Source organism: Alteromonas sp. W12, from assembly GCF_001924945.1.
In the GTDB taxonomy this organism is placed as follows: domain Bacteria; phylum Pseudomonadota; class Gammaproteobacteria; order Enterobacterales; family Alteromonadaceae; genus Alteromonas; species Alteromonas macleodii.
Genome location: NZ_LQXH01000008.1, coordinates 34636 through 47705 on the forward strand (window position 1 = coordinate 34636; position 13070 = coordinate 47705).

At 44.9% G+C, this 13070-nt stretch carries 15 protein-coding genes; all 15 read left to right on the forward strand.

Annotated features, from left to right (window positions below; genetic code table 11):
- Positions 1–317: 317 nt before the first annotated feature.
- The 15 genes from AWH61_RS20145 (at position 318) to AWH61_RS11605 (ending at position 13019) form a co-directional block, all read left to right on the forward strand.
- Positions 318–485, forward strand: a complete 168-nt coding sequence (locus tag AWH61_RS20145) for a hypothetical protein (RefSeq protein ID WP_155279887.1) — start codon at positions 318–320, stop codon at positions 483–485.
- A gap of 20 nt (positions 486–505) precedes the next feature.
- Positions 506–640 carry a 50S ribosomal protein L34 gene (gene rpmH, locus AWH61_RS11540; protein WP_014290886.1) on the forward strand — a complete coding sequence of 45 codons (135 nt, stop codon included), beginning with the start codon at positions 506–508 and terminating at the stop codon, positions 638–640.
- A gap of 15 nt (positions 641–655) precedes the next feature.
- Positions 656–1015 carry a ribonuclease P protein component gene (gene rnpA, locus AWH61_RS11545; protein ID WP_015000154.1) on the forward strand — a complete coding sequence of 120 codons (360 nt, stop codon included), beginning with the start codon at positions 656–658 and terminating at the stop codon, positions 1013–1015.
- Positions 1000–1248, forward strand: coding sequence for a membrane protein insertion efficiency factor YidD (yidD, locus tag AWH61_RS11550; RefSeq protein ID WP_014951464.1), 249 nt, complete (start codon positions 1000–1002; stop codon positions 1246–1248). The genes rnpA and yidD overlap by 16 nt, the downstream gene beginning before the upstream one ends.
- Positions 1249–1258: 10 nt before the next feature.
- The gene (gene yidC / locus AWH61_RS11555) at positions 1259–2917 is read left to right on the forward strand and encodes a membrane protein insertase YidC (RefSeq protein ID WP_069945256.1); all 1659 of its coding nucleotides are present in this window, start codon (positions 1259–1261) and stop codon (positions 2915–2917) included.
- A gap of 64 nt (positions 2918–2981) precedes the next feature.
- Positions 2982–3464, forward strand: coding sequence for a YajQ family cyclic di-GMP-binding protein (locus AWH61_RS11560; protein WP_014977844.1), 483 nt, complete (start codon positions 2982–2984; stop codon positions 3462–3464).
- A 2-nt stretch (positions 3465–3466) separates the two neighbouring features.
- Positions 3467–4855 carry a tRNA uridine-5-carboxymethylaminomethyl(34) synthesis GTPase MnmE gene (gene mnmE, locus AWH61_RS11565; RefSeq protein WP_014951461.1) on the forward strand — a complete coding sequence of 463 codons (1389 nt, stop codon included), beginning with the start codon at positions 3467–3469 and terminating at the stop codon, positions 4853–4855.
- Between the two features lie 97 nt (positions 4856–4952).
- Positions 4953–5390 (forward strand): FMN-binding protein MioC, encoded by a 438-nt coding sequence (gene mioC, locus AWH61_RS11570; protein ID WP_014977843.1) that lies wholly within the window; start codon positions 4953–4955, stop codon positions 5388–5390.
- A gap of 27 nt (positions 5391–5417) precedes the next feature.
- Positions 5418–6086 carry a DnaT-like ssDNA-binding domain-containing protein gene (locus tag AWH61_RS11575; RefSeq protein WP_015000151.1) on the forward strand — a complete coding sequence of 223 codons (669 nt, stop codon included), beginning with the start codon at positions 5418–5420 and terminating at the stop codon, positions 6084–6086.
- A 6-nt stretch (positions 6087–6092) separates the two neighbouring features.
- The gene (locus AWH61_RS11580; protein WP_014951458.1) at positions 6093–6920 is read left to right on the forward strand and encodes an ATP-binding protein; all 828 of its coding nucleotides are present in this window, start codon (positions 6093–6095) and stop codon (positions 6918–6920) included.
- Between the two features lie 896 nt (positions 6921–7816).
- A complete protein-coding gene (mnmG, locus tag AWH61_RS11585) occupies positions 7817–9718 on the forward strand; it encodes a tRNA uridine-5-carboxymethylaminomethyl(34) synthesis enzyme MnmG (RefSeq protein ID WP_039228881.1) in 1902 nt (633 codons plus the stop codon).
- Between the two features lie 318 nt (positions 9719–10036).
- A complete protein-coding gene (rsmG, locus tag AWH61_RS11590; RefSeq protein ID WP_075177144.1) occupies positions 10037–10672 on the forward strand; it encodes a 16S rRNA (guanine(527)-N(7))-methyltransferase RsmG in 636 nt (211 codons plus the stop codon).
- Positions 10673–10707: 35 nt separating this feature from the next.
- Entirely contained in the window at positions 10708–11502 is a 795-nt protein-coding gene (locus AWH61_RS11595) for a ParA family protein (protein WP_014951455.1), read from the forward strand.
- A 45-nt stretch (positions 11503–11547) separates the two neighbouring features.
- Entirely contained in the window at positions 11548–12426 is an 879-nt protein-coding gene (locus AWH61_RS11600; protein WP_014951454.1) for a ParB/RepB/Spo0J family partition protein, read from the forward strand.
- 206 nt (positions 12427–12632) lie between these two features.
- A complete protein-coding gene (locus tag AWH61_RS11605; RefSeq protein WP_075177315.1) occupies positions 12633–13019 on the forward strand; it encodes an ATP synthase subunit I in 387 nt (128 codons plus the stop codon).
- The last annotated feature ends 51 nt before the right edge of the window (positions 13020–13070 follow it).

Below are 13070 nucleotides of genomic sequence, written 5' to 3' on the forward strand. Positions count from 1 at the left end.
CGAGAAATTAAGTTATCGTTTTAATCGCTGTGGATTATCTTACTTTATCAACACAATGTAAATGGTGATCCCGTTCGATCTTTTCGATCAAAACAACAAGTAACTGATTGTTATGACTTTTTCTTTTAGATCAAATCAAACTATAACGAGAAAAATTCATTCTAAATTTGTGCTAAAAAACCGTTAGATCACCTTGCTTTTTATATCTATCTCTGTGTTTTTCACAACGCACTGTGGATAACCTAACCAAATTTTACGCGTTATTCACAGACGATTTGTACGAAAACTGCGTTATCGATTAAGCTATCGGTTAGAAAATGCAAAAATTGTTCACTTATTCATCCGAAAAGCGAGAATATGCATTGACAGCACGCCCCGAGATCTCTAGAATTCAGCGTCCTTTTTCGATGGGCTTTTCTGGTGAAAACACCACATTGTTCTGGCAACAGCATAATGTGTTACCAAAAACGCCTATGTTTAACTAAATATAAGTGAGACTTTGGTCATGAAAAGAACATTTCAACCGAGCAATCTAAAGCGCAAGCGTTCTCACGGTTTTCGTGCTCGTATGGCGACTAAAAATGGTCGTAAAGTACTAGCAGCTCGCCGTGCAAAAGGCCGCGCTCGTCTTTCAGCTTAATTGAAAGACGCCAAAGTGGGCGAGAATAATTTTTCTAGGGAGTTACGTCTGTTAACTCCCACCCACTTTACCTATGTGTTTGATAACGCAACCCCAGCTGTATCTCCCTCTTTTACTGTCCTAGCCAGAAAAAATACACTTTCAACTCCTCGTTTAGGCATTACGCTCGCGAAAAAACGTATCCGTAAAGCTCACGATAGAAATCGTTTGAAGCGATTAGTCAGAGAAAGTTTTAGGCATAAACAGCACAACTTACCCAATGTCGATATTATCGTTATTGGCAAGTCTGGCGCTGACAACCTTAGCAACCAAGAAGTTTTCGCTACATTGGACAAGCTATGGAAAAAATTAAACAAGCGTTGCGGCAACTCTTAATTGCAGTGCCTTTGGCATTGATAAAATTTTATCAATGGTTCATTTCCCCTATGTTAGGGCAACGATGTCGTTTCCATCCTTCTTGTTCTTGGTATGCTATAGACGCATTAAAAACGCACGGATTAGTAAAAGGCGGTTGGTTATCTATTAAACGCATATTAAAATGCCACCCTTTGCATGCCGGCGGATATGATCCAGTGCCGGAAAAACAACAAGATAAACACTCAAAATAAAGAGACCTCTATGGAATCGCAACGTAGTTTTCTGATAATTGGCCTTGCGCTAGTTAGCTTTTTGCTTTGGCAATCATGGCAAAAAGATTATGGGCCACAGCCAGTTGTGCCTGTTGAGCAACAACAAACGCAAGAGACATCACAAGGCGTACCGTCATTTAATGAAAATGGCAGCGAAGATGTACCTAGTAGTGATAGCGTTCCTGCTGCACAACCTATCGCAGCGGCGCAAAGCTCAAACCGCATTATTGAAGTAAAAACCGATACGCTTGATTTACGCATCGATTTGCTAGGCGGCGATGTAGTATCAGCAGACTTACTTAAGTTTCCGGTAGAGCAAGGTTCGGATATTCCTTACAGCCTACTTCGCTCTGGCAACGGTCTTTATGTAGCGCAAAGTGGCCTAATCGGTGCTCAAGGGCCTGATGCAAGCAGCAGTGGCCGCCCGGTGTATAATGCACAAAGTGACTATTATGAAATGACTGGCGACACCCTTGTTATTCCTCTTACATGGAAAAACAACCAAGGCTTGTCAGTTACCAAAACCTTCACTTTCACTAAAGGTCAGTACGACGTAAACGTAAGCTATAGCGTGGAAAATGGTACTGGCAGCGCAGCAACGGTTCAGCCGTATGCACAGCTTAAGCAAGTGATGGAGTTTGAAGACGACGGTAACATGTTTATGCCAACGTACCGTGGTGCTGCATTTTCAACGGAAGATGACCGCTACCAGAAGTACTCGTTCGACGAGATTGAAGATGACAACCTACGCGAAACCACGAAAGCGGGTTGGGTTGGCATGCTTGAACATTACTTTGTATCAGCATGGGTACCTTCACAAGAGCAAACTAACACGCTTTATTCTCGTAATCTGAAAAATCAGTATGCGGTAATTGGTGTATTGTCTCCGTCTGAAAGCGTAGCGCCTGGTGAAACCAAAACCCTTGCATCTACCCTTTACATGGGTCCTAAAGATCAAGAAAGCCTAGCGAAAATTGCGCGCGGATTAGACCTAACCGTTGATTACGGTATTCTTTTCTGGATTTCACAGCCGCTGTTCGCCCTTCTTACCTTCCTTCATAGCCTAGTTAATAACTGGGGTGTGGCAATTATCCTTATCACTATTGTAGTGAAAGGCGCGATGTACTGGCTAACTAAGAAGCAATACGAGTCAATGGCACGTATGCGCAACTTAGCACCTAAGATGCAGCAGCTAAAAGACCGTTTTGGCGACGACAGACAAAAAATGTCTCAAGCTATGATGGAGCTTTACCGCAAAGAGAAAGTAAACCCAATGGGCGGTTGCTTACCTCTTCTTCTGCAAATGCCTATCTTCCTTGCGCTTTACTGGGTACTGATGGAAAGTGTTGAACTACGTCACGCAGACTTTGTGCTTTGGATCACTGACCTTTCTACAAAAGACCCGTACTTTGTGCTGCCAATTCTAACTGGCGCAAGTATGTACCTATTGCAAAAACTTCAGCCAACCACCATTACTGATCCAATGCAGCAGAAAATCATGCAATGGATGCCGGTAGCAATGAGTGTATTCTTCCTGTGGTTCCCTGCAGGTCTGGTACTATACTGGCTAGTCAGTAACGTGATTACCTTGGTTCAAGCCAAAATGATTTATGCTTCAATGGAGAAGCGGGGCATCAGCAGTAAATAACACGCTGGTCAATGAATTATACAGCCCGCCTATGCGGGCTGTTTTGTCTTAAGAGGAATAACCTGTGCCATCATTTGATATTGTTTCTGAAATCAACATGGAAGAAGTACGTAACGCCACTGAAAACGCAAGCCGTGAGCTATCAACGCGTTTCGACTTTCGCGGTATTGACGCGAGCTTTGAGTACAAAGATAAAACCGTGGTCATGAAAGCTGAAGCTGAATTCCAACTTCAGCAAATGGAAAGCATGTTTAGAACGGCGATGTCGAAACGTAACGTAGACACTTCATCTATGGATGTTAAACCCTACGATGCACACGGTAGAACTTACCGTCAGACCATTACCTTTAAAGAAGGTATTGAGCAGCCGATGGCGAAGAAGATTGTGAAGCTGGTGAAAGACGCCAAAATCAAAGTGCAAACGGCTATTCAAGGCGAAGAACTTCGCGTAACAGGTAAAAAGCGTGATGATTTGCAGCAAGTGATTTCGCTGGTTAAAGAGTCGAACTTAGGCCAACCTTTCCAATTTAAGAACTTCCGCGACTAATTATGGAATCACTCACCCTTTCTACCGACACTATTACCGCACAAGCGACAGCGCCCGGTCGTGGCGGCGTAGGTATTGTACGTGTTTCAGGTCCTAAGGCTAAAGCCATCGCAGAGGCGTTAGTACCAAGCGCACTAACACCACGTCTTGCGACCTATACGCCGTTTGTTGATGCTAACAACAGCGTAATAGACCAGGGCATAGCACTGTTTTTTAAAGGGCCTAACTCATTTACCGGTGAAGATGTACTTGAACTGCAGGGCCATGGCGGTCAAGTTGTCATGGACATGCTGATTGATGCCGTGCTTGCAACGGGCGATGCCCGGCTTGCCAATCCAGGTGAATTCAGTGAACAAGCCTTTTTAAATGATAAATTAGACCTTGCGCAAGCAGAGGCGATTGCCGACTTGATTGATGCAAGTTCTAAACAGGCAGCAAAAAGTGCGCTGCGCTCGCTACAGGGTGAGTTTTCTACACAAATTCAAACGCTATCTGACCAAATCGTGCACCTCCGTATGTACGTAGAGGCGGCCATCGATTTTCCTGAAGAAGAAATTGATTTCTTATCTGATGGGAAAGTATCAGGTGACTTAAGCGCAATTATGCAAAGCTTAACCAAAGTGCGCGAACAGGCTAAACAAGGCACCTTGTTGCGCGAAGGTATGCAGGTGGTGATTGCGGGGCGACCTAACGCCGGTAAATCGAGCTTATTAAACGCCCTGGCAGGACGAGATAGCGCCATTGTTACCGATATAGCCGGTACCACGCGAGACGTGCTTAAAGAGCATATTCACATTGATGGTATGCCGGTGCACATTATCGACACAGCAGGACTTCGAGAAAGCCCAGATAAAGTGGAACAAATTGGTATTGAGCGCGCGTGGCAAGCTATCAATGAAGCTGACCACGTATTATTCGTTGTAGACTCTACCGCAACTGCTGTTATCGACCCTTATGAAATATGGCCAGAATTTATGGCCCGATTGCCACAAGGCATCCCCGTTACCGTAGTTCGCAACAAGGCCGACCTTAGTACCTTAGATATTGGACAAAGCACGGTTGCCACCGAGCAAGGCGATATCTCAGTCATTAATCTATCAGCCAAAGAAGGTAGCGGCGTCGACACGCTAAAAGCACATCTGGCAAAAACCATGGGCTTCGATACTACAACTGAAGGTCAATTTATTGCGCGCAGACGACACATAGATGCACTCGACCAAGCCTACAGTTATGTAAGCACTGGCGAACAACAACTGCATGACGCTATGGCGGGTGAGTTGCTTGCTGAAGAATTGCGCTTGGCTCACCAGGCACTATGTGAGATAACCGGTGAATTCACGTCAGACGACCTACTTGGTAAGATTTTTTCATCGTTCTGTATTGGTAAGTAGCGCAACCAATAAAGTTATAAGTAAGATGGTGAATAACGTAACGGATAAGCCGTACTTACGTTAAGACGACAATTGTAAATAGAGAAGCGACCCAGTAATGAGCAAGCATTTTGAAATCATCGTTGGCACCATGTTAGGCGCCGCAGAATACGTGGCAGATGCCATTGCGGAAAAACTTGATGCGAGCGGGCACACCCACACTATTCACGCTGAACCAAATTTAGATGAGATTAAAACAGAATCAACGTGGATCGTGTGTACATCAACACACGGTGCTGGCGAATTACCTGACAACATCCAGCCGTTCGCAAAACAGCTAGAGGGCGCGGATTTAAGCGCAGTAAATGCCTACGTTATTGGGCTAGGTGACACCAGTTACGACACCTTTTGTTTCGGCGCAAAAGAAATGGAAAAGCATATTAAAAACGCAGGTGGCACGTTAATTACCGACGCGCTATACATCGATGTGCTAGAACACCCTATCCCTGAAGATGCCGCCGTAGAATGGTTTGACGAAAAGCTGGCCAATGCTTAACAAGCGTTTTTACGTGGAACCAATGCGATGAACAGCAACCTTACCCAAGCTGAACTGGCGGCGTTGCAATCTCCCCTTTCTAACGATTGCCGGGTACTGTATTTACTTGGGCTTCGAACAGGTGCAAATTCGGCAACGACATCGTCAGCACCTATTGATTATAAGCAATTATTGAATTTGCTAAACGGCGACAGCAAAGACGAGCCTTACCAACGCGGTCGTCAAATCAATAGCTTGGTGAAGCAGCTTGAACAAGTGGGTTTGGTTGCCCTTCCCCTTGAACTTGATCTTGAGCATACAATCAACGGGAAAACCCTACTTCTTCCGCTTCTAAGCGAGCCACAGTCAGACTTCGACCAACTACACGCCCGTCATAGCGCCATGACCCCTAACTGGACGCCCAACAAGGCGTTGTTTGAAGAAATGGCCTCGCTACTGGGTATTATCGATAAAACATTTGATGACAACGAAGTGGGTGAATTCATTGCCTATTGGTTGGGAAGACCAAGTTCAGTGTTTAGCGAATTTCAATGGACACAAAAGTTTGCCAACAATATCAAGCGTAAGCGTCTCGCTTCAGGCTACGCCCCAACAAAAGTGGTGGGAACGCAACAAGTGAAAGTTGCAGCCGGCATAGAAGCAGATGATAATGCTAGAAAGCTGGTGGAAAAGTATGCCGCAACTAAGAAGAGTTAATTCGTTATGGATCGTATAACCGACAAAATTGCTAACTTAGCGAGAGCGCTCAACAAAGACGTCGATCCCAATCGTGAATACATCGACTATAAAACGCTTCGTAAGCAGTACGAGGCGAAAGCGAACGAAGAAGTATCACAACTACAGCAGCGTAGTAAAAAAGCGCGTGTAGAGGCTATTCATGGCCGTTCTGATCTGAATCCTAAATGGACCTTCGCCAACTTAGTTGAAGACAGTGACGATGTGATTGAAGCCGTATCTATAGCTCAGTCTTTCATTGCTGCCCATGACGACCCAGCATGGCGTCAAAGTGGCTCGCATATGATGCTGTTTTACGGCGATTACGGTCGTGGTAAATCACATATTGCCGGTGCCATTGCCCATCAACTTATAGAGCAGTACGAAATTTCAGTGCTTTATCGTCAACTGTCTACACTGCTTGAAATGCGCAATTTCTCGTTTGATTTTGGGGCTTCGGACAATGCGGGGCAGCGCTTCAGGGAGATCAATCAGGAACTGCTAGACGTTGATCTGCTTATTCTTGATGAGGTGTGTGTAAACGAAAGCGTGTTAAAGAAAAATGCGCAGAGTTGGTTTGGTAACCTGCTAAGACAACGCTTGGTAAACAAGAAAAACTGTATTTTGATCACCAATCACAATTTAGCCGAACTTGAAAATGCCCTTGGCCCCTATTGTTTTGAGTCGATAAAAGAATACGATACCTATAAGGTTAGGTTCCAAGGCCCAAGCCGCCGTGAAGGCTTAACCATTGAACAAGAAGACATGCAAGGCTCTGTTTCACAGCCACGCTATCAACCCAATCAGGTGCGCTAATAGCACCTGGTTTCCTCTCTCTCGAAACCTAGCTCTTACTCTGCTAGGTCTTTTCCTTCATTAAACCTTATTGCATGTTCCTATTGTGCCAGGTAATAGCGAATCACTTAGCCTATTGATCACGCTTTTACCAAAACAATACGGTTTTAATTCATAGATACACTCAACGATCTCCTTCAGCTAAACAAATAACCATTCTTACAGACCGACTTCTTGCTTGTAAAAGTGACTGTATTTTGGTCAGCTCCTATGTTCTTCTTCTGAAAAATGGGCTGTTTTGAAAAAATAATCTTGTCGTTAATAAAAAAAGTGCACTTTTTTTGAAGGTGTTGATAAATGCGATCGGGCGATCTAATCACAGCTTTTGGAAAAGATCTCCTCCACAATGTGATCACGCTATAACGCACGTATCTACACGATCTTTTGATCGCGATACATAAATAGCAAACATTTTATCCCCAGTTGGATCACATCTTGATCACCCCTGTGGATAGGATCCTACAAACCACTGTGCATAAGCTTTGATCGAAAAAAGAATAACTTTTCAAACGATTCGGGGTGTGGATAAAAAGGCCATTTATACACAAGTTTGAGGTAGGGTTATGGATCGGGGTTTCCCAATGTTATTGATCGCGTAACTTGATGATCTTTATGTGCTTTGATCGGTTACCCACAGATCTTGATGATCCTAATAAAAGTAAAAATAAACAGATCTAAAAGAGATCTTAAGATCTTATAATTCGATCACACCTTTTCAAAAACAGGTTTTGAGGAAAATTTAATCATTTTCTTTATCCAATAAGTCAGATAAAATACGCGCCCTTTTTTCAGCAGTCTCTGCGTGAGAAAAATTAGTTTTTAATCGGCTTATCGTAAGTTAATAGTGAGGTTTAACCATGTTTTATGCTGAAGCATTTGATGTCATCGTTGTAGGTGGTGGACATGCAGGTACAGAAGCGGCACTTGCAGCTGCTCGCATGGGTGCAAATACGCTGTTGCTCACTCACAATATTGAGACGATAGGCCAGATGTCGTGTAACCCTGCAATTGGTGGGATCGGTAAAGGCCATCTTGTAAAAGAGATCGATGCGTTAGGTGGTGCAATGGCACTGGCTATCGACAAAGGTGGTATTCAGTTTAGAACATTGAATTCTTCTAAAGGCCCAGCTGTTCGTGCAACGCGTGCGCAAGCGGACCGTACGCTTTACAAAAACGCTATTCGCGACATTGTTGAAAATCAAGAAAACCTAACCTTGTTCCAACAGAGCGTTGACGATCTGATTGTTGAAAACGATCAGGTATGCGGTGTTGTTACGCAAATGGGCTTGAAGTTTAAAGCCAAGTCAGTGGTACTGACAGTGGGTACTTTCCTTGGCGGAACCATTCACATTGGCCTTGAAAACTATCGCGGCGGTCGTGCCGGCGATCCACCGTCTATCGCACTTGCAGATAGACTACGTGCCCTTCCGTTTCGTGTTGACCGTTTAAAAACTGGGACACCAGCAAGACTTGATGCTCGCTCGTTAGATTTTTCTGTAATGCAGCCTCAACCTGGTGACAATCCTACGCCGGTATTTTCGTTCATGGGTGATAGAACCATGCACCCTACACAGATCCCGTGCTATATCACCCACACTAACGAAAAAACCCACGATATCATTCGCGGGGGATTAGATCGCTCACCCATGTTTACAGGGGTTATCGAAGGTATCGGACCGCGCTATTGCCCAAGTATCGAAGATAAGATCACCCGTTTTGCAGATAAGACATCGCATCAAATTTTTGTTGAGCCAGAAGGTTTAAACAGCATTGAAGTTTATCCAAATGGTATTTCAACCAGTTTGCCATTTGACGTACAGATGAACCTTGTCCGCTCGATCAAAGGTTTCGAAAATGCGCACATTGTTCGCCCGGGCTATGCGATTGAATATGATTTCTTTGATCCACGCGATCTGAAACAAACACTGGAAACGAAGTTTATTCGAGGTTTGTTCTTTGCTGGCCAAATTAACGGTACCACTGGCTATGAAGAAGCGGGTGCGCAAGGGTTAGTAGCAGGCGCAAACGCAGCGCTACAAGTTCAAGAAAAAGACCCGATGATTTTACGCCGCGATCAAGCATACATGGGCGTACTTATCGACGACTTAGCCACCATGGGTACGAAAGAGCCGTACCGCATGTTCACTAGCCGTGCAGAATACAGACTACTGCTTCGTGAAGACAATGCCGATAGCCGTTTAACCGCGATGGGCCGAGAGATTGGTCTTGTTGATGATGCGCGCTGGGCGAAATTTAACGATAAGATGGAAGCGGTAGAAAGTGAGCTGCAGCGTCTACGCGGTCAGTGGATCCACCCTGATCACGCGGCAACGCCGGAACTCAATACCATGCTGAAAAATCCGGTGAGTCGTGAACATTCTCTTGAAGAGCTGATCCGTCGACCTGAAATGACTTACGGTCAGTTAATGGAAATTGAAAGTGTTGGCCCAGGTCTTGAAGATCCGATTGCTGCAGAGCAAGTGGAAATTCAAATTAAGTACGCCGGCTACATTGCCCGTCAAATGGATGAAATCGCGAAAACGCAGCGACACGAAAATACATTGTTGCCAGTTGATATGGACTTCAGCAAGATTTCCGGCTTGTCGAACGAGGTTGTAGCCAAGTTAACCGAAGCCAGACCGGAAACTATCGGTAAAGCATCGCGTATTTCGGGCATTACCCCTGCGGCCATCTCTTTACTACTGGTTTACCTTAAAAAACACGGCATGTTGCGCAAGCAAGAGAAAATCAGTGCGTAAAACACGCGCTTAACTCAACACATTACTCGCAGCGCTTAGTTTTTCCTATTTATTCGCGTATTATGATAATCATAATTGCCTAAACTATGCGAAAACTAGAAAAACTCGGCGCTTTTCACACTGTCCCATTGCACCAATTTACATTCGTTGTGCGGCTTTGATTAATTCATGTGCCTTCTTCAAGCTTACTTGTATCGAGCATGAAGAGCTGCAATAACAAACGGCTGTAAATGAGCGGCAAATAACGATTCGCCACGCGTGTTTATGGTATGGACTGTGTAGAGCAAAAAACATTAACGCGAACAGACAGATTTTTCGATGACGATACAGCAAGAATTGCACACCATTTTGGTGTCTGGACTCGATGCCCTTTCACTAGATTTAAGTGATAAGCAACAGCAGCAGTTAGTTGACTATGTGCTGCTTATGGACAAATGGAATAAGGCGTACAACCTGACTTCTGTGCGCGATCCCAAGCAAATGATGGTGAAACACATTCTAGATTCGCTGGCGATTGTGCCCTTTCTTGATGGTAACAATATCATTGATGTTGGAACGGGCCCTGGCCTTCCAGGTATGCCGTTGGCAATCGCGTTTCCAGATAAATCATTCACATTGCTAGACTCATTGGGCAAGCGTGTACGGTTTATGACTCAATGTGTGCACACGCTTGGATTAACTAACGTAACTCCTGTGCAAAGCCGCGTTGAAGAGCACAATGGCGATACACCTTACGATATTGTGCTAAGCCGAGCTTTCGCTTCGCTAAAAGATATGTTGCACTGGTGTCAGCATCTGGTAGATTCAGAAGGTCAATTTTTGGCGCTTAAAGGTCAGTTTCCACAAGATGAGATAGGCGAAGTGAGTGATCACTTCCATGTGAGCAAAACGGAAAACCTCACTGTGCCAAATTTGGTAGGCGAACGACATCTGGTTTGGCTAAAAAAGAAATAGCCGAAAAATAGAAATAGACGAGAACAGGATCTAACGTGGCTAAGGTAATCGCGATCGCGAATCAAAAAGGTGGTGTTGGAAAGACAACCACCGCAGTTAACGTGGCAGCGTCAATGGCAGCAACCAAACGTAAGGTGTTGCTCATTGATCTCGATCCACAAGGTAATGCGACCATGGGAAGCGGCGTTGATAAATACGACGTTGAATCTACGGCATTTGAATTGTTGATTGAAGAAAAGCCAATTAACGATGTTATCGTTAAAGCGACAAGCGGCAAGTATGACCTCATCGCGGCGAACGGTGACGTAACCGCGGCAGAAATCAAGCTGATGGAAATGTTTGCCCGTGAAGTAAGGCTTCGCAATGCGCTGAAGCCCGTTATGGATTACTACGATTTTGTCTTTATCGACTGCCCGCCTTCGCTAAACCAGTTAACGGTGAACGCCTTGGCGGCTGCCGATTCGGTAATGGTGCCTATGCAGTGTGAATATTACGCACTAGAAGGCCTCACTGCCCTTATGGATACCATTCAAAAATTGGCATCCGTAGTGAATCCAGAATTGAAGATTGAAGGCGTATTGCGTACTATGTACGACCCGCGCAATCGCCTTGCTAACGACGTTTCAGAACAGTTGAAGCGCCATTTTGGTGAACAGGTTTATCGCACGGTTATTCCGCGCAATGTTCGTCTAGCTGAAGCACCAAGCTTCGGTACGCCAGCGATGTACTATGATAAATCATCGACAGGCGCTAAAGCCTACTTGGCACTGGCGGGTGAAATACTGCGTCGTAGGGACAAAACAACGCCTGCACAGGCAAAAGCAAGTTAAACGACAATAAGCTGAACACTATCAGCACATGCCATAGAGGACACTATGTCAGCACGTAAAAGAGGCCTTGGCCGCGGTTTAGATGCGCTACTCGCAACCAGCCAATCATCTGCTCAAAAAGAACAAGATGCCGCCGAGGTAAATTCAACCAACGGTGAGTTAAGCAAGCTCCCTATTGAATACTTAGTGCCGGGCAAGTATCAGCCTCGTAAAGACATGTCACCTGAGGCATTAGAAGAATTGGCATCGTCCATTCGTGCGCAAGGTATTATTCAGCCTATCGTAGTGAGAAAAGTCGACGAGCACCGCTATGAAATCATTGCCGGTGAACGTCGCTGGCGAGCTTCACAACTGGCACAGCTAGACGAAGTGCCTTGTTTGGTTAAGAACGTGCCTGATGAAGCGGCGGTGGCCATTGCGCTTATCGAAAATATCCAGCGTGAAGATTTAAATGCCATGGAAGAGGCGCAAGCCCTCGACCGTTTAATGAATGAGTTCGCGCTTACCCATCAAGAAGTTGCTGAAGCGGTGGGAAAATCACGCACCACAGTGACAAATTTACTTCGTCTGAATAATTTGAACGACGACGTGAAACTGTTAGTCGAGCATGGCGATATTGAAATGGGTCATGCTAGAGCGCTGTTAGCGCTAGAAGGTGATACCCAGTCGGAAACTGCGCAAGTAGTATCGGGCAAAGGTCTTACCGTGCGCGATACAGAAAAGCTTGTTAAAAAGCTTTTGGAGCCAGCTAAACCTAAGCCTGAGAAGAAAGTTGATCCCGATGTGCAAAACCTTATGACACGACTTTCAGAAAATTTAGGCACTCCTGTGAGTATTGATCACAATGCGAAAGGCAAAGGCAAGCTGACAATTAGCTTTAGTGATCTTGAACAATTAGATGGAATTATCTCTAAAATTCAATAGTTTAAAATAAAATTAGTAGAGAAGCTCCCTTTGCCAACCCGCAATTGATACGCTGTTCGGTGCAAACGCCGGACACTCTCCTTTCCGGTTATAGCAATAGAAAATTTTCAGAATAACTTTCAAAAAGCGTTGTACTGTTGAAAATTGTCGGTAAAACAGTATACTTCTGACGCTTTTTGTAAGACGTGAACAAGCTGCGAGTAAAAGTGACGAACAAGTTAGCAAAACGCGGGTTAGACCTCGCCAAGAAAGGGCTACTTTTTCAGGCTATTACAGCCCTAGTCGTTACCGCTTTCGCAGGCGCCGCAGGAGGAAGTCATTCCGCCATGTCGGCAGCGGCAGGTGCCTTAATAAGTATACTGCCTACAATAGTGTTTGCTGGCTTTGCATTTCGCTATGCAGGCGCCAGTAAAAACGACCTTGTTGCACGAAGTTTTAGCCAAGGCTCAAAAATGAAGCTGGCACTGACAATCATTTTATTTGTAATTGCGTTTAAAGGCTTGAATGCTACGCCGCTTGAGATTTTTGCAGCGTTCGTGATTACAACCGCTAGCCATGCGCTAGCCATGTTTCACTACGGTACGAAAGAATAAAGACAACGCATGGCGTTGCGATAACGAAAACAACGTAATCGACCGATTGAG